Annotated in this window: 19 protein-coding genes; 18 read left to right on the forward strand and 1 reads right to left on the reverse strand. The window is 43.5% G+C overall.

From position 1 onward, the window contains the following. Nucleotides 1–84: 84 nt before the first annotated feature. The 7 genes from recQ (at nucleotide 85) to glpK (ending at nucleotide 10,431) form a co-directional block, all read left to right on the forward strand. Complete coding sequence (gene recQ / locus JCM15074_RS09715) at nucleotides 85–1,914, forward strand: DNA helicase RecQ (RefSeq protein WP_025821022.1); 1,830 nt, start codon at nucleotides 85–87, stop codon at nucleotides 1,912–1,914. Between the two features lie 281 nt (nucleotides 1,915–2,195). Further along, entirely contained in the window at nucleotides 2,196–3,764 is a 1,569-nt protein-coding gene (gene leuA / locus JCM15074_RS09720) for a 2-isopropylmalate synthase (protein WP_025821023.1), read from the forward strand. Next, nucleotides 3,761–4,849 (forward strand): 3-isopropylmalate dehydrogenase, encoded by a 1,089-nt coding sequence (gene leuB, locus JCM15074_RS09725; RefSeq protein ID WP_025821024.1) that lies wholly within the window; start codon nucleotides 3,761–3,763, stop codon nucleotides 4,847–4,849. Before leuA ends, leuB begins: the two co-directional genes overlap by 4 nt. Continuing rightward, nucleotides 4,849–6,249, forward strand: a complete 1,401-nt coding sequence (gene leuC, locus JCM15074_RS09730) for a 3-isopropylmalate dehydratase large subunit (protein WP_025821025.1) — start codon at nucleotides 4,849–4,851, stop codon at nucleotides 6,247–6,249. The genes leuB and leuC overlap by 1 nt, the downstream gene beginning before the upstream one ends. Nucleotides 6,250–6,259: 10 nt before the next feature. Further along, the gene (gene leuD / locus JCM15074_RS09735; protein ID WP_025821026.1) at nucleotides 6,260–6,865 is read left to right on the forward strand and encodes a 3-isopropylmalate dehydratase small subunit; all 606 of its coding nucleotides are present in this window, start codon (nucleotides 6,260–6,262) and stop codon (nucleotides 6,863–6,865) included. Nucleotides 6,866–7,371: 506 nt separating this feature from the next. After that, nucleotides 7,372–8,769 (forward strand): outer membrane protein transport protein, encoded by a 1,398-nt coding sequence (locus JCM15074_RS09740; RefSeq protein ID WP_025821027.1) that lies wholly within the window; start codon nucleotides 7,372–7,374, stop codon nucleotides 8,767–8,769. Between the two features lie 171 nt (nucleotides 8,770–8,940). After that, entirely contained in the window at nucleotides 8,941–10,431 is a 1,491-nt protein-coding gene (glpK, locus tag JCM15074_RS09745; RefSeq protein ID WP_025821028.1) for a glycerol kinase GlpK, read from the forward strand. On the opposite strand, the gene JCM15074_RS09750 is transcribed toward glpK, so the two are convergent. Beyond that, nucleotides 10,428–10,664, reverse strand: coding sequence for a hypothetical protein (locus JCM15074_RS09750; RefSeq protein ID WP_025821029.1), 237 nt, complete (start codon nucleotides 10,662–10,664; stop codon nucleotides 10,428–10,430). The two genes, glpK and JCM15074_RS09750, sit on opposite strands and share 4 nt — an antisense overlap. A gap of 415 nt (nucleotides 10,665–11,079) precedes the next feature. On the opposite strand from JCM15074_RS09750, the gene mraZ reads away from it, so the two are divergent. Genes mraZ through murC form a run of 11 tightly spaced genes read left to right on the forward strand, consistent with a single transcriptional unit; the run spans nucleotide 11,080 to nucleotide 23,577 of the window. Next, nucleotides 11,080–11,538: a division/cell wall cluster transcriptional repressor MraZ gene (gene mraZ / locus JCM15074_RS09755; protein ID WP_025821030.1), complete on the forward strand. Its 459-nt coding sequence runs from the start codon at nucleotides 11,080–11,082 to the stop codon at nucleotides 11,536–11,538. 30 nt (nucleotides 11,539–11,568) lie between these two features. Further along, nucleotides 11,569–12,510, forward strand: coding sequence for a 16S rRNA (cytosine(1402)-N(4))-methyltransferase RsmH (rsmH, locus tag JCM15074_RS09760; protein ID WP_025821031.1), 942 nt, complete (start codon nucleotides 11,569–11,571; stop codon nucleotides 12,508–12,510). 8 nt (nucleotides 12,511–12,518) lie between these two features. Continuing rightward, entirely contained in the window at nucleotides 12,519–12,833 is a 315-nt protein-coding gene (gene ftsL, locus JCM15074_RS09765) for a cell division protein FtsL (RefSeq protein ID WP_025821032.1), read from the forward strand. Beyond that, a complete protein-coding gene (locus JCM15074_RS09770) occupies nucleotides 12,830–14,566 on the forward strand; it encodes a peptidoglycan D,D-transpeptidase FtsI family protein (RefSeq protein WP_025821033.1) in 1,737 nt (578 codons plus the stop codon). The genes ftsL and JCM15074_RS09770 overlap by 4 nt, the downstream gene beginning before the upstream one ends. Beyond that, the gene (gene murE, locus JCM15074_RS09775; protein ID WP_025821034.1) at nucleotides 14,563–16,041 is read left to right on the forward strand and encodes a UDP-N-acetylmuramoyl-L-alanyl-D-glutamate--2,6-diaminopimelate ligase; all 1,479 of its coding nucleotides are present in this window, start codon (nucleotides 14,563–14,565) and stop codon (nucleotides 16,039–16,041) included. Before JCM15074_RS09770 ends, murE begins: the two co-directional genes overlap by 4 nt. Beyond that, nucleotides 16,038–17,405 (forward strand): UDP-N-acetylmuramoyl-tripeptide--D-alanyl-D-alanine ligase, encoded by a 1,368-nt coding sequence (locus JCM15074_RS09780; protein WP_025821035.1) that lies wholly within the window; start codon nucleotides 16,038–16,040, stop codon nucleotides 17,403–17,405. The genes murE and JCM15074_RS09780 overlap by 4 nt, the downstream gene beginning before the upstream one ends. Continuing rightward, complete coding sequence (mraY, locus tag JCM15074_RS09785; protein WP_025821036.1) at nucleotides 17,406–18,488, forward strand: phospho-N-acetylmuramoyl-pentapeptide-transferase; 1,083 nt, start codon at nucleotides 17,406–17,408, stop codon at nucleotides 18,486–18,488. A gap of 6 nt (nucleotides 18,489–18,494) precedes the next feature. Beyond that, nucleotides 18,495–19,814, forward strand: coding sequence for a UDP-N-acetylmuramoyl-L-alanine--D-glutamate ligase (murD, locus tag JCM15074_RS09790; RefSeq protein ID WP_025821037.1), 1,320 nt, complete (start codon nucleotides 18,495–18,497; stop codon nucleotides 19,812–19,814). Nucleotides 19,815–19,863: 49 nt separating this feature from the next. Beyond that, the gene (gene ftsW, locus JCM15074_RS09795) at nucleotides 19,864–21,045 is read left to right on the forward strand and encodes a cell division protein FtsW (protein WP_051536873.1); all 1,182 of its coding nucleotides are present in this window, start codon (nucleotides 19,864–19,866) and stop codon (nucleotides 21,043–21,045) included. Nucleotides 21,046–21,048: 3 nt separating this feature from the next. Beyond that, entirely contained in the window at nucleotides 21,049–22,131 is a 1,083-nt protein-coding gene (gene murG, locus JCM15074_RS09800; protein WP_025821039.1) for an undecaprenyldiphospho-muramoylpentapeptide beta-N-acetylglucosaminyltransferase, read from the forward strand. 54 nt (nucleotides 22,132–22,185) lie between these two features. Continuing rightward, complete coding sequence (gene murC, locus JCM15074_RS09805) at nucleotides 22,186–23,577, forward strand: UDP-N-acetylmuramate--L-alanine ligase (protein WP_051536874.1); 1,392 nt, start codon at nucleotides 22,186–22,188, stop codon at nucleotides 23,575–23,577. Nucleotides 23,578–23,655 lie beyond the last annotated feature (78 nt).

Consider the following 23,655-nt stretch of genomic DNA (forward strand, 5'->3'; position numbering starts at 1 on the left):
CTACTGTGAACGTGTATCTAATTCAATTGCAGTCTATTAGAATATCGCGCATTGATTTGGTAAACAGGTGTATTAACGAACTTCATGGAAAACAAACTTACCACAACAACTGATAATGCCGATGATGCTTACAGTCAATGTCTTGCACAGGTGTTTGGTTACCGTGAGTTTCGCGTAGGTCAACGCCAAGTCATTGAAGCCTTGTGCCAAGGTCAAGATTGCTTAGTGATTATGCCTACGGGCGGTGGTAAGAGTTTATGTTACCAATTACCTGCGCTGTTATTGCCCGGGTTAACCATTGTGGTATCGCCATTAATTTCATTAATGAAAGATCAAGTGGACAGTTTACTGCAAACCGGTGTTGCTGCTGCTTACCTGAATTCATCGCAATCCCGTGAAGAAAGTTTAGAGATCTTACGTAAAATTCGGTTTGGTGAGATTAAATTACTCTATATTTCACCAGAGCGTTTATTGCGTGGCGATTTTATTCAGCGTTTACATGAACTCAATTTATCCTGCTTTGCCATTGATGAAGCCCATTGCATTAGCCAGTGGGGTCATGATTTTCGGCCTGAATATGCCCAGCTTGGGCAATTAAAACAATACTTCCCACAGGTGCCGATGATGGCTTTGACGGCAACGGCTGATCATGCGACTAGGCAAAGCATCTGTGAGCGATTACAAATTAATCCGCATCAATTACTGTCTAGTTTTGATCGCCCTAATATCCGTTATACCGTAGTGGAAAAGCTCAATGCAGCTAATCAGTTACGCCAATTTATTAGTGCGCAACAGGGACATAGTGGCATTATTTATTGCAGCAGTCGCCGCCGTGTTGATGAAGTGGCAGAGCGATTACGGATGCAAGGTTATTTTGCAGAAGCTTACCATGCAGGGATGTCACTGGAAGAGCGTACCAGTGTGCAAGACAGATTTATAAAAGATCAGCTCGATATTGTGGTGGCTACTGTCGCATTTGGTATGGGCATTAATAAATCGAATGTGCGCTTTGTGGTGCATTACGATATTCCCAAAAGCATTGAGTCATATTACCAAGAAACTGGCCGAGCAGGACGTGATGGCTTAGATGCTGAAGCTTTGATGTTATTTGATCCTGCCGATATTGGTCGAGTACGGCATTTGATTGATCAATCAGAACCTGGGCCACAGCAGCAAGTTGAGTACCATAAACTCAATAGCATGGCGGCTTTTGCTGAGGCACAAACGTGCCGACGCCAAGTGTTACTGCATTATTTTGATGAAGCAGCAGAACCTTGTGGCAACTGCGATATCTGTCTTGATCCTCCTAAACGTTATGATGGTACCGAAGATGCGCAAAAGGTGTTGTCTTGTATCTATCGTACCGGTCAGCGTTTTGGCGTTAATCATATTATTGAAGTATTACGTGGTGCTAAAACGGCAGGTGTGGTTGAACGTGGACATGACAAGTTAACCACATGGGGTATTGGTAAAGATAAAAGCCATGAATATTGGCTTAGTGTGATCCGTCAAATTATCCATTTGGGATTTGCCAGTCAGGATATAACCCGAGGTTCATCGGTTAAGTTAAATCCATCGGCGAGGGTTGTACTCAAAGGTGGAATTGCCTTAATGCTCGCGGTGCCTAGACTTGATCTAGTGGCGAAACCAACGAAACATGCGCAACGTCGACCAAGCATGAATTACGACCGTCAGTTATTTGCTAAGTTAAAACTGTTACGACGCAAAATTGCTGAAGAGCAAGATGTGCCGCCTTATCTGGTATTTAACGATGCCACCTTAACTGAGATGGCGGCCATGATGCCAACCACTCATGCCGAAATGCTGGCCGTTAACGGTATTGGTGAACGCAAACTGTCACGATTTGGTGATGCATTCTTAGATGAGATTAGCGACTTTATGATTAAGCGTTGATTTCACATTTTCATAAATCGATATAACGAACAATATTAAGGTTGACACAGACCCTTATTGCAGGTTAAAAACTATTCATTAGTTAACAAAATGTAGCAATAAAAAGGTCTTTATTTAGTGTTAAATCAATTCAGCTTACTCTTACTCCCACTAATTCTCATCAACATGAGAAGGGGTTAGTGTTAGCTAAATTTTAATTTGTTAACCAACAATAACCTCGCATTGAAAGCGGGGTTTTTTGTTTTTAGGGTTAGCGCAATCGATTGTTATGGAGAATGCCGATGTCTGATAGAGTGATAATATTTGATACCACCTTACGCGATGGTGAGCAGGCATTAGCTGCTAGCCTAACGGTAAAAGAGAAATTACAAATTGCATTCGCGCTAGAACGACTCGGTGTTGATGTGATGGAGGTGGGCTTTCCAATATCATCGCCCGGTGATTTTGAATCGGTACAAACGATAGCCCGTAATATTAAAAATAGTCGCGTTTGTGCGTTATCAAGAGCGCTACAGGCTGATATTGATGCGGCGGCGCAAGCATTGTCGGTTGCAGAACAGTTTCGCATTCATACCTTTATTTCGACCTCTACCATTCATGTTGAAAGCAAATTAAAACGTTCATTTGATCAAGTATTAGAGATGGCGGTCAGTGCGGTTAAATATGCCAGACAGTTTACCGACGATGTTGAGTTTTCATGTGAAGATGCTGGCCGTACCCCAATTGATAATTTATGCCGCATGGTTGAACAAGCCATCAAAGCCGGCGCTAAAACCATTAATATTCCAGATACTGTTGGCTATACCGTGCCTTCTGAATTTGGCGGCATTATTCAAACCTTATTTAATCGTGTGCCCAATATTGATCAAGCGGTGATCTCAGTGCATTGCCATGATGATCTGGGTTTATCAGTCGCTAACTCAATTACAGCAGTGCAGCATGGCGCTAGACAGATTGAGTGTACGGTCAATGGTATTGGTGAGCGGGCGGGTAACTGCTCATTAGAAGAGATCGCCATGATCTTAGCGACGCGCAAAAACCTTGTTGGTTTACACTCTCATATTAACGCCAAAGAAATTCATCGTACTTCAACCTTAGTCAGTCAGCTTTGTAATATGCCAGTACAGGCGAATAAGGCCATTGTTGGCGCTAACGCTTTTACTCACTCCTCTGGTATTCATCAAGATGGCGTTCTTAAATCACAAAATACCTATGAAATCATGATGCCAGAAAGCATTGGTCTTAATCGTAATAACCTCAATATGACCTCACGTTCTGGTCGGCATGTGATTAAGCACCGTATGCAAGAGCTTGGCTACAGTGAACAAGATTATGATATGGATACCTTGTATGAGCAGTTTCTGACGCTGGCGGACAAAAAAGGACAGGTATTTGATTATGACCTAGAAGCGCTGGCATTTATGGAGGCGCAAGCTGCAGATGATGATTTTTACCAATTAGACCAAATTAAGGTGAACTCTGATACTAAACAGGGATTAGCCAATGCCAGTATTGCTATCACACTGGATGGTGAAGTGAAGCAAGCCGAGGCACAAGGTAATGGTCCTGTTGATGCTGTTTATAAAGCCATTGCCAGTGCCAGTGGTCAAGAAGTTGATATTGTCAGTTACCAATTAAGCGCTAAAGGTCATGGGCAAAATGCACTGGGGCAAGTCGATATTATGGCAAATTATCAGCAGCATCATTTTCACGGTGTCGGTTTAGCTACGGATGTGGTTGAAGCTTCAGCAAAAGCACTTGTACATGTGATGAACTTGATTAAGCGGGCAGATGTGGTTGCGGATTGTAAATTAAAAATACAACAACAAAGGGAGTTAGGTGGCGTATGAGTAAGCAAGTAGCAGTATTAGCTGGGGACGGTATTGGCCCAGAAGTGATGAGTGAAGCATTAAAAGTATTGTCTGCTGTGCAGCGCCGTTTTGATTTAGATATTAGTTATCAACATTTTGATGTAGGTGGGATTGCGATAGATAACCATGGTGCGCCTCTACCAGCATCAACATTGCAGGGATGCGAACAGGCTGATGCGATTTTATTTGGTTCAGTCGGTGGCCCTAAATGGCAACATTTGCCTGCGGATGAGCAGCCTGAACGCGGTGCTTTATTACCACTAAGAGGGCACTTTGAGCTTTTTTGTAATTTTAGACCTGCCAAATTACACCAAGGTTTAGAGCATCTATCACCGTTACGTCATGATATTTCGGCTCGTGGTTTTGATGTGCTATGTGTTCGCGAGCTGACGGGGGGGATCTATTTTGGCAAGCCTAAAGGGCGCCAAGGTGAAGGAGACGAAGAACAGGCATTCGATACCATGCGCTATAGTCGCCGAGAGATTAGTCGTATTGCTCATATTGCTTTTCAAGCAGCGCAAGGTCGTCGTAAAAAAGTCACTTCGGTCGATAAAGCCAATGTCCTTGCTTGCTCCATGCTTTGGCGTGAAGTGGTGGAGGAAGTCGCAAGCCAGTATAGCGATGTCGCGTTAGAACATATCTATATCGATAACGCGACGATGCAATTGTTGCGTCGTCCTGATGAGTTTGATGTGTTGCTATGTTCGAATCTATTTGGCGATATTATTTCCGATGAAGTGGCTATGTTGACGGGCTCGATGGGGCTATTGTCATCTGCGAGCTTAAATAGTGAGGGTTTTGGATTGTATGAACCTGCTGGTGGCAGTGCGCCTGATATTGCGGGGATGGGCATTGCTAATCCAGTCGCACAAATCTTATCTGCCGCATTAATGCTGCGGCATTCGCTTGGTTTTGTTGAGGCGGCAGACGCTATCGATCGTGCAGTGTCTCAAGCGTTAAGCCAAGGCTATTTAACGGCCGAGTTAGCTTCATCTCGCGAGCAAGCTAAAACAACCGTGCAGATGGGTGATTATATTGCCAATGCAATTACGGAGGGCGCGTAATGGCACAAACCTTATATGAAAAAGTGTGGCTACAACATGTGATAGCTGAGCCAGAGGGACAAGCGCCACTTATTTATGTTGATCGTCACTTAGTACATGAAGTGACATCACCACAAGCGTTTAGTGGTTTGCGAGCTGCGGGGCGTAAAGTGCATGCCCCCGCAAAAACTTTTGCCACCATGGATCATAATACCTCTACTCAAAGTGCTAGCTTAGATGCGTTGAGTGACATGGCGCGTACTCAAGTTGAAACTTTAGCTCAAAATTGCCATGAATTTGGTATTCGCTTGTATGACATTCACCATCCTAATCAAGGGATTGTGCATGTGATGGGGCCAGAGTTAGGGATTACCTTGCCTGGTACTGTGATTGTTTGTGGTGATTCGCATACCGCGACCCATGGCGCGTTTGGTGCGCTTGCATTTGGTATTGGTACTTCTGAGGTAGAACATGTATTAGCGACTCAGACCTTGCGTCAACTTCGTGCTAAAACCATGAAGGTTGAAGTGACGGGACAAGTGGCTGAGGGGATTACCGCCAAAGATATCGTATTAGCCATTATTGCTAAAATTGGTCACGCTGGTGGGACGGGTTATGTGATTGAATTTTGCGGTGAAGCCATTCGTGCACTCTCAATGGAGGGCCGCATGACCTTATGCAATATGGCCATTGAAATGGGTGCAAAGGCGGGGATGGTTGCACCTGATGAAACCACCTTTGCTTATCTATTTGGACGTGAATTTTCCCCTAAAGGGGATGATTGGCATCACGCTATAGCCTATTGGCAGACCTTAGTGTCAGATGATGATGCGCAGTTTGATCGAGAAGTATTACTCGATGCCGCTGATATTGCGCCGCAGCTTACGTGGGGAACAAATCCGGGCCAAGTTGTTGCGATTAATCAAGTTATCCCAAATCCGCGCGATGTTATCGATGAAAGCAGCCGCGCAGCGATGCTTAAAGCGCTTGATTATATTGGGCTAGAAGCTGGCATGTCGATGACGGATGTGAGCGTTAATAAAGTCTTTATTGGCTCATGTACTAATTCTCGTATCGAAGATTTACGTGCTGCGGCTAAATTGGCACAAGGACGACAAGTTGCCAAAGGGGTTACTGCCATCGTGGTCCCCGGCTCTGGTCAAGTAAAGTTACAAGCTGAACGTGAAGGTTTAGATAAAATCTTTATTGCTGCTGGGTTTGAGTGGCGTTTACCGGGATGCTCCATGTGCTTAGCAATGAATGACGATAGACTAGAAGCAGGCGATCGTTGTGCATCCACCAGTAATCGTAATTTTGAAGGTCGGCAAGGGCGAGGTAGTCGCACTCATTTGGTGAGTCCAGCAATGGCGGCTGCAGCGGCTATTGCTGGTCACTTTGTTGATATTCGTCAGCCATTTTAGGAGTTAATCAATGCGAGCATTTACAACACATACTGGATTGGCTACGGTGCTTGATTTTGCCAATGTTGATACCGACCAGATTATCCCTAAACAGTTTTTATCTAAAGTCACCCGCGATGGCTTTGGCGTGCATCTATTTCACGATTGGCGTTATCTTGATGATGCAGGAGATATGAGTAATCCTGAATTTATTTTGAATCATCCTAGATTTGCTGGGGCAAGTGTATTAGTGACTCAAGAAAATTTTGGTTGTGGTTCAAGCCGTGAACACGCACCTTGGGCCTTAGCTGATTATGGTTTTAGGGTTATCATTGCCCCCAGTTTTGCCGATATATTTTATGGTAATGCGATTAATAATGGTCTGTTACCGATAGTGTTGCCTGCTGAGCAAGTGCAGCAGTTAATTGATGAAGTGATGGTTAATGTTGCTGCCAATATAGAGGTGGATTTACAGCAAATGAAATTAACCTCGCCGCAGGGGACAGTGTTTTCATTTTCCTTAGCTGATTCGGCTCGACACAATCTGCTAAATGGCTTGGATGCCATAGGCTTAACTTTGGTACATCAGCCGTTAATTGATGATTACGAAGCCAATATTCCTACTTGGCGACGTTAGCTTACACTTGTACTAATGATTTTGGGACAGTGAAAATCGCACTTTAATTAACATAATTAAGTGCGATTTTTAGTTTAGAGTAATTGCACTAATCCATTGATTTTATAAATTATTTAGGCAATTAATGCTGTTGCGTTAATGGTTTTATTATGTAACAGCATATTATGCTGTTATTAAATTAAAAAATAATGTCACAGACGTAAGCTGATGAATATAATCTTAACTATATGAATTATAAATAAATCCCCTTGGGTTTTTATACTGGTTTAAATGTTAAATCTGAACAATCTGCATTATTTGTCGCTTTAAAATCGATTTGTTTCACTTAAGTTTCTTATTTTTATACTGTTTTTAACTGGTATGGCCAGTTTATTTGACTATTTTGCAACTCTTGAGTTGCAAACAATTTTCGGCTGAGTACACTGCGCTCTCTAAATTTTTTGCGCTATATCAAGCTATTGATAATAGCAACATTTCATACAAGACCCATTTTCTTGAGATTAAACATGAAAAAAACACTATTAACTTTAGCTGTCGGTACGGCGCTATTAGGTACTTCTGTTCAAGCATTTGCTGCTGGCTTCCAATTAGCTGAAACTTCAGCGACAGGTTTAGGTCGTGCTTTTGCTGGTGAAGCTGCAATGGCCGACAATGCTTCTGCACAAGCACGTAACCCAGCAATGATGACTTACCTAAAAGGAACTCAAGTTTCTGCTGGTGGCATTTATGTAATGCCTAATATTGATGTTAATGGTGATATGACGCTATCTGCTATGGGTCATCAATTAGCAAAATTTAACGCTGATGCAAGTGATGTGGGTAACAATGCTTTCGTACCTAACTTCTATGTCACTCATCAGATTGATGAAAACTGGACTGTGGGTTTAGGGTTAAACTCTAACTATGGTTTAGCGACTGAGACGCCTGCAGGTCACGCAGCTTCTATCTTCGGTAATCACACTTCTGTTACTTCAGTAGAGTTTAATCCTAACGTTGCGTATCGCATCAATGATGCTGTGAGTGTTGGTGCGGGTCTACGTGTGGTACATGCTAAAGGTGAGATTGGCGCAACTATGCCAAATTGGATTGATCAAGTTAAGCCTGCGTTAGGTGGAATGATTGGTCAACTTCCTAAAGATAAGCAAGCACAAGCGATGGCGGCTGCGGGCATGATCCCTGCGGGTGGCGCTTCTCTTAAGAGCTTAGAAGGTGATGACACTGGTTTTGGCTGGCAAGTCGGTGGTGCATGGCAGATTAATGCGGCTAACCGTATCGGTTTTGCTTACCACAGTAAAGTTGATTTAGACCTTGATGGTCAGGCGTCTGGCGCATTATACCAAGATGGTCAACATGCTAGCTTTGCTGGTTATATTCCACTTGAACTACCAGCATTTGCTGAGGTGTCATCTTTCCATCAGATCACTGATAAGTTTGCTATGCATACCAGCATTAACTGGACCGATTGGAGCAGCTTTGATGAAATCCGCGTATTCTTCCCTGACAGTGTGAAGCCGATTGATCTTGCAGCTAAGAAGCCAATGACTTCTGATCAAATCAAAGTTGAAAAGTTTGAAGATAACTGGCGTTTTGCTGTAGGTTCAACATATAAAATTGCGCCTAAGTGGACATTACGTGGTGGTGTAGCGTTAGATAAGAGCGCTGCTACTGATGAACACCGCACCTCAACTATCCCTGATAGCGATCGTTTATGGTTCAGTGCTGGTGCAGGTTACCAAGCAACTGATGCATTGCATTTTGATCTTGGTGTAACTTACATTAAAGCGATTGGTCATTCTCCAATTAACGAAACTCAAGATGTTGCTGGTTTAGCTCAGGTTAACTTCAGCGGTGAAACCACTGGTGATGTTTGGTTAACGGGTGTACAGGCTAGCTACAAGTTCTAATATGAGTTAGATTTAGTCTAATGATATTCAAAAGCCTCACTGATGTGGGGCTTTTTGCTATCTGTCATCTTCTGCCGCAGATTGGGTATAGCTTGCTTGGATAGCCATTTGCTATGATTGTATTTAAGTTATTTAAAGTTATACCTATTGGGTTTGGTAGAGGAATAAATTTTGTCCAATCGTTATGTGGTTGCACTGGATCAGGGAACGACCAGTTCTCGCGCCATGGTATTTGATCATGATGCTAATATTGTGGCTGTATCACAGCGCGAATTTAGCCAACTTTACCCAAAGCCGGGCTGGGTTGAACATGATGCGATGGAAATATGGTCATCTCAAAGTTCAACTTTAATAGAAGTATTGGCTCGTGCGGGTATTCATAGTGATGAAGTCGCTGCTATTGGTATTACCAATCAGCGTGAAACTACAGTGGTATGGAATAAAATCACGGGCAAACCTATCTATAATGCGATTGTATGGCAATGCCGTCGTACCACTGCAATGTGCGAACAATTGCGTCAGCAAGGGCTTGATGAATATGTGCGTCAGCATACCGGGCTATTACTCGACCCCTATTTCTCTGCGACCAAGATCAAATGGATTCTAGATAATATTGAAGGCGCTCGTGAGCAAGCTCAGCGAGGCGAGCTGCTTTTTGGCACGATTGATACTTGGCTCGTGTGGAAGCTGACGGAAGGCAAGGTACACGTCACTGATTACACTAACGCTTCGCGTACCATGTTATTTAATATTCATACCTTAACGTGGGATCAACATCTTTTAGACAGCTTAGATATACCACTTAGCATGTTGCCTGAAGTTAAATCTTCATGTGCAATTTATGGTGAAACCCGTATTGCGGGCGAAGGCAGTGAAATAAAAGTTGCGGGGATGGCGGGTGATCAACAAGCTGCGCTATTTGGGCAGTTATGTGTTGAGCCAGGCATGGCCAAAAATACCTATGGTACGGGTTGCTTTATGCTGATGAATACCGGTAAACAAGCGGTTAAATCAGAACAAGGCTTATTAACGACCATTGCCGTTGGCGCCGCTGGTGAAGTGAATTATGCGATTGAAGGCTCTGTCTTTATGGGCGGTGCTACCATTCAATGGTTGCGTGATGAATTAGGGTTAATTCGGGATGCACAAGATACAGAGTATTTCGCTTCAAAAGTGACGGATACTAATGGGGTTTACTTAGTTCCTGCTTTTGTTGGCTTAGGTGCACCATATTGGGATCCTAATGCCAGAGGGGCATTAGTGGGATTAACTCGTGGTGCTAATCGTAACCATATTATCCGCGCAGCATTAGAGGCTATTGCTTATCAGAGTCGCGATTTAATGGATGCCATGGTCAAAGACAGTGGCGTGAGTTTGACCGAATTGCGTGTTGATGGCGGCGCTGTTGTTAATGATTTCTTGATGCAATTTCAAGCTGACATTACTGGGGTTGACGTGGTTCGGCCGCATGTTACTGAGACTACTGCAATGGGCGCCGCGTTCCTTGCGGGCCTTGCGGGCCTTGCGGTGGGTTTTTGGCAGGATAGTTCTGAACTGACAAGTAAAGCTGATTGTGAACGTATGTTTACACCTTTATTTGATGCTGAGACTCGGGATTTACGTTATCAAGGTTGGTTAGATGCGGTTGCTCGTACCCGCTAAATAGTAATGTCGATGCGATGATGAGGCGAGGTGGCTTTATCATCGTCATTTTTCTTTGTCGTTTTACTTTGTTTATCGGCTGATGGCATTTGCTCTAGTAACGTTTCACTTTCCTGCTGTTCAAAATCACCCGTTGCTGTACTGGCTTGAGTTGCTCTTACCTTGGTTTTTTTATCGATTTTTTGCGGCTTAATCGGCGCAATAACCTGATTGAATGCATCAATATTGATCATATTTTTGCTCCTAGTAACGGCGGTTACTTTATTATCGGCCGTGACTATACGTAGCTAAATAAGTCTCTATGTTGATTTAGAACATCAGTCCTTGGATTGATTTTAAGCTGATAATAACTCACGTAATTAATGTATTTATCTGGGTAAAATCACCATAAAATAGTTATTTTGGTGCTAGAAATGCACAAAAAATAAACAAGTTAGCTTGCTTGTTACCACTTCTTCCCACTTTTGTTGTTATTAATGAGTATTCACTAAAATGAGCTGCTAAGCCGCATGCTAGCAGGCTTTTAAATCAACTCCTTTGCTTGACAATGGTTGCACAGAGTCCCTAAACTAGTTGTTTGTGGGAAAATGTGGTTTTTTGTGGAATAAAATTCTGTGGATTAAAGAATAATACTGGGATGACAATAACGTGTTTTGTGGCGCAAGTAGCATAAACCTTGATACCAAAGGACGGCTCGCTATACCTATGCGATACCGAGCATTACTGCGCGAACAGCATCAAGCTAAAATAGTGATTACCGTTGATATTAATTCCCCCTGTTTACTTCTTTATCCTATTGATGAATGGCAGCTTATCGAACAAAAACTGCTGGTTCTCTCTGATACCCAACCTACGGAACGTGCCCTAAAACGCTTGCTTTTAGGTTATGCGCACGAATGTGAATTAGATGGTAATGGTCGCATATTATTACCGTTACCTTTACGTCAGTATGCCAATTTGAGTCGCCAAGCTATGCTGGTTGGCCAGTTAAATAAATTTGAGTTATGGGATGAGCTGGCGTGGCAGCAACAAATTGCTACTAGCCTTGAAACCATAAATGGTGAGGAATTATCAACTAATCCTCGCCTTGCCGATTTCTCACTCTAAATGAGTGACTTGAAGATAAAGAAGAGCCAAATGAGTCAACAATTTGCCCATGTATCAGTGTTATTACAAGAAACTATTGATGGATTGAATATTCGTCCAGATGGTATCTATATCGATGGTACTTTTGGCCGTGGTGGTCATTCTCGTCAAGTACTACAGCGTCTAGGTGAAAATGGTCGTTTAATTGCTATTGACCGAGATCCGCAAGCGATTGAAGCTGCGAAGCAGTTTGCTGATGATCCGCGTTTCCAAATTGTACACGGTGGTTTTGGTCAGCTAGCCGATTATGTCAATGAACTTGGCTTAGCGGGTAAAATTGATGGCGTATTATTAGATTTAGGCGTGTCTTCACCTCAGTTAGATGATGCCGAGCGTGGCTTTAGCTTCTTGCGAGATGGCCCATTAGATATGCGGATGGATAACAGCCAAGGCCAAACTGCCGCACAGTGGTTAGCCCGTGCTGAAATCGAAGATATGGCTTGGGTATTTAAAACCTATGGTGAAGAGAAAAATAGCCGCCATATTGCTCGTTGTATTGCCGCTGACCGTGATGAAAAGCCATTTTTAAGAACTAAAGATCTGGCGGATCTGATTGCCCGTATTACTAAAAATAAAGAGCGTAATAAGCATCCCGCAACTCGTGTATTCCAAGCGATTCGTATCTATATCAATAGTGAATTAGAGCAAATTGATCAGGCATTAGAAGGCGCATTAACCATTCTTGCACCTGAAGGTCGTTTATCGATTATCAGCTTCCACTCATTAGAAGATCGTATGGTGAAGCGCTTTATTCGCCGTAATAGCCAAGGTGAGCAGGTGCCATACGGGTTACCTGTTACTGAAGATCAAATTAATAAGTCACGTAAGTTAAAAGCCATTGGTAAAGCGACGAAGCCTTCTGAGGATGAACTTGAACTTAATCCTCGTGCCCGCAGCTCTGTCTTGCGTGTAGCGCAGAGATTAGAGTACTAGGAGGCAACGTGGCTAAGTCATCGTTGAGCCTACCACGTATTATTGTGCAAGACATGTGGTCGCACAAGTGGTTGTTATTACTTTCATTTGTAGTATTTGCTAATGCAGTGGCGGTTGTTTATACCAGTTATGTAAGCCGCCAATTGACCACTAAATGGGATCAACAATTACAGCAACGAGATAAGTTAGATATTGAATGGCGCAATTTGCTACTAGAGGAGCAATCACTTGCTGATTCTAGCCGTATTACTCGGATTGCCACCAAAGAGTTGGATATGACCAGACCGCTTCCAAGTGAGGAAGTCGTGGTGAAAATACCATGAGTAAGAAACAAGCGAAAGTAATCAAAAAACCTCAGCTAATCCAATGGCGACTTAAAGTCGTCATTGGTTTTATTTTATTTCTATTTTCTGCATTAGTGGTTCGAGCCGCATACATTCAAGTGGTTGAGCCAGACAAATTACGTCATGAAAGCGATATGCGCACCTTGCGTACTACCAGTAACCAAGTACAACGTGGACTGATTACTGATCGCAACGGTGATATGTTGGCGGTGAGTGTACCCGTTAAAGCGGTGTGGGCGGATCCGAAAGAAGTCCATAAATTCGATGGTTTCAAGGATATGCGTCGCTGGAAAGCATTAGCTGACGTATTACATGAACCTGAGCAAACCTTACTTGATCGCGTTAAAGATCCGAAAAAGCGTTATGTTTACCTTAAACGTCAGGTCACGCCTGCTGTTGCCGAATATATTCGTCAGTTAAAAATCCCTGGTATTCGTCTTAAAGATGAATCTCGTCGTTATTATCCCGCGGGTGAAATTACCGCGCAATTGATTGGTTTAACCAATATTGACGATGTCGGTATTGAAGGCATTGAGAAAAATTATAACGATTGGTTGACGGGCACACCGACTAAACAAAAAGTACGTAAATCTCGTGATGGTCACGTCGTTGAGCGTTTAAGTACAGTTCAACAAGGTGAGAAGCCTAATGACTTAGTGTTGAGTATTGACCAACGTATTCAACAGCTGGCTTATCGTGAAATTAAAAAGGCGACCGAGTTAAACCAAGCTGCATGGGGCTCCATTGTGGTATTGGATGTGCATACGGGTGAGGTGTTAGCGATGGCGACATCACCTTCGTATAATCCTAACTCTCGTGAGCATTTACAAAGTTTTAGAATGCGCAACCGTGCCATTACTGACTCCTTTGAACCGGGCTCTACCATTAAACCATTTGTGGTAGCCTCAGCACTGCAAGATGGGTATGCCAAGGCCGATGAGATTATCTCAACCTCGCCGGGCTGGATGCGCGTTGGTGGTCGGCAGGTTCGAGATTCCCACAACAACGGTAATCTCAGTTTAGCCAAAATTTTAGCTAAATCGAGTAACGTAGGTATCAGTAAGTTGTCTCTATCTATGCCGGTTGAGAAGTTGCTTGATAAGTATTATTCACTGGGGCTAGGTAACTACACTGGCATCGATTTACCGGGCGAAGCTCCGGGTATGATCCGTGAAAGCCATCGTTGGTCTGATTTTGAACGTGCCACCTTATCGTTTGGTTATGGCTTAACCGCTAATACGCTGCAGTTGGCACGTATGTACGCCACTTTAGGTAATGGCGGTAAGTTACTACCTGTTTCAATCCTTAAATTAACCAAGCCGCCTGAAGGTACTCAAGTGTTTTCGCCAAAAGTGGCTAAAGACGTGATGTATATGCTACAGGGGGTAACTGAAGCTGGCGGTACCGCAAGACAAGCCCATATTAATGGCTACCCTGTTGCAGGTAAAACCGGCACCAGTCGTAAGGCTGTTGCGGGCGGTTATGGTGATGATTATGTGTCCTTATTTGCTGGTGTCGCGCCAGTTAATAATCCTCGTTTAGCAATTGCTGTGGTTGTTAATGCGCCAGAGGGCGACCGTTATTATGGCGGCGTTGTATCTGGACCTGTATTTGCCAAAGTGATGTCAGGTGCGTTGCAGTTGCTAAATGTCGAGCCTATCAGTAAAGCTGAGCAGGTTAAATTGGCTGCGATGGAAAGGAGTTTCGATTGATATTTTTACGGGATTTACTCGCGCCTTGGTTTCATTATTCAGGCCAAGAGACTATTCAGAATTTGTGTTTAGACAGTCGTCAGATCAATGTCGGCGATCTATTTATTGCAGTACCGGGTTACGCCGTCGATGGCAGGCAATATATCACTCGTGCCTTTGCTCAAGGAGCTAGCGCGGTGTTAGTGCATACCGATGCGCCTGCTGAGCATGGCAAAGTGGTGATGACGGATGCGGGTGTGACCATCTATTTTTGTCAGTTGCACAGACAGTTATCAGCCTTGGCGTTGCAAGCTTATCCCATTAATTCGGATAAAATGGCAATTGTAGGCATTACTGGCACCAATGGTAAAACCTCTGTGAGTCAGCTTATTGCACAACTTGTCCAGCTAGAACAGCAACAAGCAGCTGTGATGGGAACTTTAGGTAACGGCGTATGGGGCTCACTGATCGACAGTGGCAATACTACAGCTGATGCGATTACTGTTATCAAGCAATTAGCCCAATTTGCGCAACAAGGTATTGATGTCTGCGCCATGGAAGTGTCAAGTCATGGTTTAGTGCAAGGTCGTGTTGAAGCCGTGCCGTTTAGTACTGCAGTGTTTACCAATTTAAGCCGTGATCATTTAGATTTTCATGGTGATATGAACTCATATGCTGCCGCTAAGCAGCGTCTATTTAATTTCAGCTGTGTGCGCCAGCGTTTGCTTAACCTTGATGATGAGCAAGGCTTAAGCTGGTTTGAACAGTTACAACAATCCACGCAAGCCGTATTGGGTTACTCAACCAAACAACACCCTCAAGCACAGTTATATGTGACTGATATTGAATATCATGGTCGTGGTATGTGTGCCACATTGAATTGGTCAGAAGGTCAGGCTGTGATTGATTCACCTTTACTTGGCGAGTTTAATTTAGCCAATTTATTAGCGGCATTAGGCGCGCTTTATCTTGAAGGTTATGACTTAGCTCATCTGGCATTATTAGTACAACAATTAAAACCTGTAGCTGGCCGCATGGAGTGTTTTGCTTCCGCCAATGATGTCACGCTCGTGGTGGATTATGCCCATACGCCAGATGCAATTGAGCAAGCGTTAAAAGCGGCTCGGGTACATTGCCAAGGTAAGTTATGGTGCTTATTTGGTTGTGGCGGTGATCGTGATACAGGCAAGCGTCCATTAATGGCTGCGGCTGCGGAGCAGTTTAGTGATCAAGTGATGGTGACTTCTGATAACTGCCGTAGCGAAGATCCTCAAATCATTATTGATGACATTTTAGTGGGCTTACAACAGCCACAATTTGCATTGGTTGAAATTGATCGTATTAAGGCGATTAAGCAGGTATTTGCCCAAGCTAAGGCGGGCGATGTCATTCTACTTGCTGGTAAAGGTCATGAGACTTACCAAGAAGTTAAAGGTGAGAAATTGCATTACGATGAGCGTGCATTAGCACAGGCTTTAGCCGAGGCAACATTATGATCCCACTATCTTTAGCTGCAATTACAGCTGCGGTAAATGGTCAATTGATTGGTGCTGATAGCAGCATCACTTCTGTCAGTACTGATAGCCGTAATATTGCCGAGCATTGTTTGTTTGTCGCCTTAAAAGGCGAGCGTTTTGACGGTCATGATTTTGTGGCGAAAGCGGTTGAATTAGGTGCGCAGGCATTGTTGGTTGAGCGTCCTATGCCATTTGATATTGCTCAAATTGTCGTGACAGATAGTCAGCAGGCTATGGCTCAAATTGGGGTATTAGTGAAACAGGCTGTGGCACCAATTTGTGTGGCATTAACAGGTTCTAATGGCAAAACCAGCGTGAAAGAGATGGTGGCAACAATCTTGTCTGCTCATCATCAAGTGCTTTATACCGCGGGTAATTTTAACAATGATATTGGTGTGCCATTAACTATGTTACGTCTACAACAAGGCGATCAATATGGTGTATTTGAACTGGGAGCTAATCATCTTGGTGAAATTGATTACACCAGTAACTTGGTTCAGCCTAAAGTTGCCTTAGTTAATAACGTGGCGGGTGCACATTTAGAGGGTTTTGGTTCACTTGAAGGTGTAGCCAAAGCTAAATCAGAAATTTTTAATCACTTAGCCACCGATGGTGTCGCAATCATCAATGCCGATGATGCTTTTGCTGATGTTATGCGTACAGCTGCAGGAACGCGCAAGATTATTCAGTTTTCAGCCACTAAGGTGAGTGATATTTACGCAACTGGTTTGTGTGCCGATAGCATTGGTCGCTATCAATTTACCTTACATTATGGCCAGCAACAGCGCCAAGTGAAGTTACCGTTAACGGGTCGTCATCAGGTGTCCAATGCATTAGCCTCTACGGCAATGTGCATCGCATTAAATATTGATTTAAATGAAATTGTTTACGGTCTAACACAGTTAAAACCAGTTAAGGGCAGAATGATGCCTGTCGATCTTGGACGTATTCTTGTGGTGGATGATAGCTACAATGCTAACCCAGCCTCTGTGACGGCCGCGATTAACTGGTTACATGAAATTTCAACAAATCGAATCTTAGTGCTGGGCGATTTGGGAGAATTAGGCGACAATGCGCCCCTTTTACATCAGCAGTTAGGTGAACTGGCGCAGCAGCAAGCGATTGATGCACTTTTTTGTGTGGGTCAATTGTCTCGTCAAACCGCATTGGGTTATGGCTCAGGGCATTTTGATGATATTGCGCAGCTTAACCAAATGTTGATAGCACATCTTAATCAGTTATCAGGGCCGGTGACTGTACTAGTGAAAGGATCAAGAAGCGCGGCTATGGAACGAGTTGTCGACGCTTTAACAGCAGCCTACGGGCGCGGGGAGTTAGTGTAAATGCTAGTCTATTTGGCTGAGTATTTAACCCAGTTTTATACTGGGTTTAACGTATTTTCATATTTGACTTTTAGAGCGATTTTAGGGCTTTTAACTGCACTTTTATTTAGTTTATGGTGGGGCCCTAAACTGATTGAGCGTTTGCAATTATTGCAAATTGGTCAAGTGGTTCGTAACGATGGTCCAGAGTCTCATTTTAGTAAGCGTGGCACCCCAACAATGGGTGGTTTGTTGATCCTTGCAGCGGTGTTCTTAAGTGTATTGTTGTGGGGTGATCTTAGCAGTCAATACGTGTGGGTGATGCTATTTGTATTAGGCAGCTTTGGACTGATTGGTTTTATTGATGATTACCGTAAGGTGGTGCGTAAAGACACTAAAGGTCTGATTGCGCGCTGGAAGTATTTATGGCAATCAGTGGCGGCATTAGTCGTTGCGATTTACTTGTATGCCTTTGCTCAAAACCCAGGTGAGACACAGTTAGTCGTACCATTCTTTAAAGATGTGATGCCGCAGTTAGGTTTAGTCTTTATTGTGTTGGCTTACTTCACTATTGTGGGTTCAAGTAACGCGGTTAACTTAACCGATGGCCTTGATGGTTTGGCGATTATGCCAACGGTGATGGTGGCAGCTGCTTTTGCGTTAATTGCTTATCTTTCTGGTCATGCTCAGTTTGCCAGTTACTTACATATTCCACACTTACCAGGTTCGGGTGAACTCGTGATTGTTTGTACTGCGATTGTGGGAGCGGGTTTAGGTTTCTTATGGTTTAACACTTACCCTGCGCAAGTATTTATGGGCGATGTCGGCTCGTTATCACTGGGCGCGGCATTAGGTGCGATGGCTGTACTTGTGCGTCAAGAGATTCTATTAGTCATCATGGGTGGCGTATTTGTAATGGAAACCGTATCGGTTATTTTGCAGGTCGGTTCGTTCAAGTTACGTGGTCAACGTATTTTCCGTATGGCACCGATTCACCACCATTATGAATTAAAAGGCTGGCCAGAGCCGCGCGTTATTGTACGTTTTTGGATTATTTCAATTTTCCTTGTTTTGCTGGGTCTTGCGACTCTGAAGTTAAGGTAATTTAACATGTTGAATCAGTATTCACATATTGTATTGGGATTAGGCGTTAGCGGCTTGTCAGTCGTGCGTTTTCTTGAGCAACAGGGAATAACACCATTGGTTATGGATAGCCGTCGTCAGCCACCGGGTGCAGATGCACTTAAAGCTGAGTTTCCAAATGTGGAACTTATCTGTGGTGGTTTTGATTGTCGTTATTTAGTGCAGGCGAGTCAGATTGTGATTAGCCCCGGCATTGCTATTGATACACCAGAGGTGCGCGCTGCTGTTGATATGGGAATTGAAGTGATAGGTGATGTTGAGCTTTTTGCTCGTGCCATTGCTGATAAGCCACCTTGTGTATTGGCGATTACTGGTTCAAATGGCAAAACAACGGTAACGACGTTAGTGGGCGAAATGCTAAAAGCTGCCGGCCTTAAAGCTGAGGTTGGCGGCAATATTGGTGTACCAGTATTGGAGTTGTTGGCGTTAGATTTAGATTTTTATGTGTTAGAGCTATCGAGTTTTCAGCTGGAAACTACGAGCAGTTTAAATTGCTTAGTGTCGACATGTTTAAATATCAGTGAAGATCATATGGATCGTTATGCTGATTTGCATGCCTATAAAACAGCAAAGTTAAGCCTTTACCCACAAAGTCGTAAAGTGATTTTTAATCGCGAAGATCCGTTGACGATTCCGAGTGACCCAATGAACCAAAACAGTTTTGGTTTATCGACACCGGAAGGTGATGAATGGGGCATTGTTGATGGCAAAATTTATCACGGTAGTAGTGAGATTATGCCATTAAGTGACGTAGCGTTACTGGGGTCCCATAACCATGCCAATTTATTGGCTGCAATGGCATTAGCATTTTCAGCGGGTGTTGATAAACAGACAATGGCCCAAGTGGCTGCTGACTTTAAAGGCTTACCGCATCGCTGTGAGCTGATTGCGGTTAAGCAAGGCGTTACATACGTCAATGATTCAAAAGCAACAAACGTTGGTGCAACTGTGGCTGCTTTGCAAGGTTTAAGTGACCACTTAGGCGACATTATTTTGATTGCTGGCGGCGATGGCAAAGGTGCTGATTTCCGCCCATTAAAAGATGTGCTTGGCAATGTGACCCATCTTATTACGCTCGGTCGTGATGGTAATAAAATTGCCGCTCTGCGCGATGATGCTATTCAGGTATCAACCATGGCCGAGGCCGTGGCTAAAGCGCAAGAGCTCGCATCAGCGGGTGATATCGTATTGATGTCTCCTGCGTGTGCAAGTTTAGATATGTACCCTAATTTTATGGCGCGTGGTGATGACTTCCGCCAATTAGTGGAGCAGATCGATGCGGAGTGAATCCCGCATGAGCCGCTGGCTCAGTTGGCGACCTAATTGGTCGCCTTCTATGCCTGCTTGGTTGACGGATAAATTTTCATCGTCAACAGAATCAAAGCCAACAGTGATGTATGACAGAGCATTGTTAGCTGCAATCATTAGTTTGATCTTGTTTGGTTTTGTGATGGTGATGTCGGCATCAATGCCGGAAGCCAAAACCTTAACAGGTAATGCGTTTCACTTTGTTATTCGTCAGGCCGTTTATTTAGTGGGTTGCGTCATTATTGCGGCAGTCATACTGCAGATAGATATGCAAAAATGGCAAACTTTCAGCCCCATCATTCTTGTTGCTGTTTTGCTGTTATTGATTGCGGTATTGCTCGTTGGCTCAACGGTTAATGGTGCAACCCGTTGGTTGGTGATTGGCCCGATCCGAATTCAGGTTGCTGAATTAGCTAAGTTCGCTTTTGTGGTGTTTATGGCCGGTTATCTGGTGAGGCGCCATCAAGAAGTACTTGAAAACTCAAAAGGTTTTTATAAGCCAATTGTATTGTTTGCTGTTTATGCATTATTGATTTTATTGCAACCCGATTTAGGTACGGTAGTCGTACTGTTTGTTTGTACGGTGGGATTACTATTTTTGGCTGGGGCGCGTTTACTTGATTTCTTTGCGCTTATTCTAGCTGGCATATTAGCCTTTGTGGCATTGGTTGTGGTTGAGCCTTATCGTATGCGCCGGGTGACCTCTTTTATGGATCCATGGGAAGATCCATTTGGTAGTGGTTACCAGTTAACGCAATCATTAATGGCTTACGGCCGGGGTGATTGGTTTGGACAAGGGTTAGGTAATAGTATCCAGAAATTAGAATACTTACCTGAAGCTCATACTGACTTTATTTTCGCCATTATCGGTGAAGAGCTTGGATTTATTGGCATTATTGCTGTGCTATCTGTGTTGCTATTTATTGCATTACGGGCAATAAAATTGGGCAATCAATGTCTCGAGTTAGAGAAACCATTTGAAGGTTATCTCGCTTACGGTATTGGTATTTGGATTTGCTTCCAAACCGTTGTGAATGTGGGAGCAAGCATTGGCATGCTACCAACCAAAGGTCTGACATTACCTTTTATTAGTTATGGTGGTAGTAGTCTTTGGATTATGACCGCCGCGGCAATGATTTTGATTAGAATAGATTACGAGCGTCGATTAAGTTTGACACAGGCAATAATTGGCAAGTCGAAGAACGGTTAACAAATGACTGCAAAACGAATTTTAATAATGGCTGGCGGCACGGGGGGACATGTATTCCCGGCGTTAGCTGTGGCTAAATATTTAGCCAAACAAGGTTGGACGGTACGCTGGCTGGGCACGGCTGATCGTATGGAAGCTAGATTAGTGCCACAGCATGGTTTTGATATTGATTTTATTGATATCAAAGGTGTTCGTGGTAATGGCTTAATACGTAAACTGGGTGCGCCAATTAAGATTTTGCGTTCAATTATGCAAGCGCGACAGGTAATTAAAGAGTTTAAGCCTGATGTGGTGATGGGCATGGGCGGTTTTGCCAGTGGTCCTGGTGGTGTGGCAGCTAAGCTTGCTGGTATACCATTAGTGCTACATGAGCAAAATGCTATTCCCGGTATGACCAATAAATTACTGTCAAAGATTGCCACTAAAGTGATGTGTGCATTTCCAAATACCTTCACAGGTATTAATGCACAAGTGGTGGGTAATCCGATCCGTGCTGAATTAGTTGCTTTAGGGGCTGAACCAAAAGAGATTGAAACTGCCTTAAAGGTCTTAGTAGTCGGCGGTAGCCTAGGTGCCAAAATCTTTAATGATCTGATGCCAGAGGTTGTTGCTAAAGTGAGTCGTGAACATTCGATTACAGTATGGCATCAAGTGGGTAAAGGTAATGTCGATTCAGTAAAAGCACATTATCAACGCTTAGGCCAAGAAGGTCAGGTCAATGTAGCCGAGTTTATTGATGATATGGAAGCTGCATATCGTTGGGCTGATGTGGTGTTATGTCGCTCTGGGGCATTAACTGTATCTGAATTGGCTGCCGTCGGTAGACCAAGTTTATTGGTGCCGTATCCACATGCTGTTGATGATCACCAAACTCGCAATGCAGAAGTGTTAGTCTCGGCTGGAGCAGGCTTATTATTGCCACAACCGATTGTGGATGTGAATAAGCTCACCGAAAAGTTATCTATGCTAGCCGATGACCGTGAAGAATTAGTCCTAATGGGACAAAAAGCAAGAAGCGTAGCTGTGTTAGATGCAACTGAACAAGTTGCCGCTGTCTGCATCGACTGCGCAAAAGGTGCAAAATGAGTAATCAAGCAGAAAAAAAATGCTCCAACTCCAATTAGAGCGATAGTGCCAGAAATGAGACGTGTTCGCCGTATTCACTTTGTGGGTATTGGTGGTGCAGGTATGGGCGGTATTGCTGAAGTTTTAGTGAATGAAGGCTATTTAGTTAGTGGTTCAGATATCGCGATTAACGCGGTAACGGATCGTTTAACGGCACTTGGTGCAATGGTGTATATCGGCCATACCCGTGAAAGTGTGGTGGATGCTGATGTGGTGGTGGTTTCTACTGCGATTAATCAAGATAATCCTGAAATTATTGCGGCTAAAGAATTACGTATCCCTATTGTTCGCCGTGCTGAAATGCTGGCTGAATTAATGCGTTATCGTTATGGCGTTGCTATTGCGGGCACCCATGGTAAAACCACGACAACCAGTTTAATCGCCAGTGTTTATGGTGAAGCAGATCGTGATCCTACATTTGTGATTGGTGGTTTGTTAAATAGTGCGGGTACTAACGCTCGCTTAGGTCATAGCCGTTATTTGATTGCTGAAGCTGATGAAAGTGATGCAAGTTTCTTACATCTTCAACCAATGGTGACAGTGATCACCAATATTGAAGCTGATCACATGGATACTTATGGTGGTAATTTTGAAACCCTAAAAAGTACCTTTATCGATTTTGTACACAACTTGCCATTTTATGGATTAGCGGTTGTTTGTATCGATGATGATGTGGTGCGTGAGCTTATTCCACGGATGAGCCGTCATATTGTCACTTATGGTTTCAGCGATGATGCCGATGTAAGAGCAACCAATTTTGTACAGCATGGTCATCAATGTCGTTTTACAGTGTGTCGTAAAGACAAGCAAGATTTAGACGTGGTACTTAACTTGCCGGGTCAACATAATGTGTTAAATGCTTTGGCTGCAATTGCAGTTGCGACTGAAGACTCAATTGCTGATGAAGATATTTTAGGTGCTTTAGTTAAATTCGAAGGCATTGGTCGTCGCTTCCAACATCTAGGTGAGTTTAATACGCCTAAAGGTGATGTGATGTTGGTGGATGACTATGGTCATCACCCTAGTGAAGTTGCTGCCACCATTAAAGCTGCACGTGCAGGTTGGCCTGATAAGCGATTGGTGATGGTGTATCAGCCGCATCGTTATACCCGTACACGCGATCTTTATGAAGATTTTGTTGAGGTGTTATCACAGGTTGATTGTCTGTTGTTATTGGATGTTTATAGCGCAGGTGAAACACCAATTAATGGCGCAGATGGCCGAGCATTAGCGCGTTCAATTAGAATGCGTGGTCAAGTGGATCCTATTTTTGTGGCAACGCCGGAACAGTTAGCACAGCTTATGCCTGATGTATTACAAGATGGTGATTTAATCTTGACTCAAGGTGCTGGAAATATTGGTGCGATATCGCGTCAACTTGCTAATGAAAATCTAGGATTTAAATAAGTACTGTTTTGGTCGAAAATTAATCAAAACATAAACTTAGCCAAGGAATTTTTGACCAATGCTATTTGGTAGATATAA

Source organism: Shewanella marina JCM 15074, from assembly GCF_000614975.1.
Taxonomy (GTDB): Bacteria; Pseudomonadota; Gammaproteobacteria; order Enterobacterales; family Shewanellaceae; genus Shewanella; species Shewanella marina.

What these genes read in the sequence shown, in the direction of transcription:
- leuA (WP_025821023.1), top strand. Translation starts at nt 2,196, where the DNA reads ATGTCTGATAGAGTGATAATATTTGATACCACCTTACGCGATGGTGAG.
- mraY (WP_025821036.1), top strand. Translation starts at nt 17,406, where the DNA reads ATGCTAGTCTATTTGGCTGAGTATTTAACCCAGTTTTATACTGGGTTT.
- leuD (WP_025821026.1), top strand. Translation starts at nt 6,260, where the DNA reads ATGCGAGCATTTACAACACATACTGGATTGGCTACGGTGCTTGATTTT.
- leuC (WP_025821025.1), top strand. Translation starts at nt 4,849, where the DNA reads ATGGCACAAACCTTATATGAAAAAGTGTGGCTACAACATGTGATAGCT.
- murD (WP_025821037.1), top strand. Translation starts at nt 18,495, where the DNA reads ATGTTGAATCAGTATTCACATATTGTATTGGGATTAGGCGTTAGCGGC.
- murC (WP_051536874.1), top strand. Translation starts at nt 22,186, where the DNA reads ATGAGACGTGTTCGCCGTATTCACTTTGTGGGTATTGGTGGTGCAGGT.
- JCM15074_RS09770 (WP_025821033.1), top strand. Translation starts at nt 12,830, where the DNA reads ATGAGTAAGAAACAAGCGAAAGTAATCAAAAAACCTCAGCTAATCCAA.
- JCM15074_RS09780 (WP_025821035.1), top strand. Translation starts at nt 16,038, where the DNA reads ATGATCCCACTATCTTTAGCTGCAATTACAGCTGCGGTAAATGGTCAA.
- leuB (WP_025821024.1), top strand. Translation starts at nt 3,761, where the DNA reads ATGAGTAAGCAAGTAGCAGTATTAGCTGGGGACGGTATTGGCCCAGAA.
- rsmH (WP_025821031.1), top strand. Translation starts at nt 11,569, where the DNA reads ATGAGTCAACAATTTGCCCATGTATCAGTGTTATTACAAGAAACTATT.
- JCM15074_RS09750 (WP_025821029.1), bottom strand. Translation starts at nt 10,664, where the DNA reads ATGATCAATATTGATGCATTCAATCAGGTTATTGCGCCGATTAAGCCG.
- murG (WP_025821039.1), top strand. Translation starts at nt 21,049, where the DNA reads ATGACTGCAAAACGAATTTTAATAATGGCTGGCGGCACGGGGGGACAT.
- JCM15074_RS09740 (WP_025821027.1), top strand. Translation starts at nt 7,372, where the DNA reads ATGAAAAAAACACTATTAACTTTAGCTGTCGGTACGGCGCTATTAGGT.
- ftsW (WP_051536873.1), top strand. Translation starts at nt 19,864, where the DNA reads ATGCCTGCTTGGTTGACGGATAAATTTTCATCGTCAACAGAATCAAAG.
- recQ (WP_025821022.1), top strand. Translation starts at nt 85, where the DNA reads ATGGAAAACAAACTTACCACAACAACTGATAATGCCGATGATGCTTAC.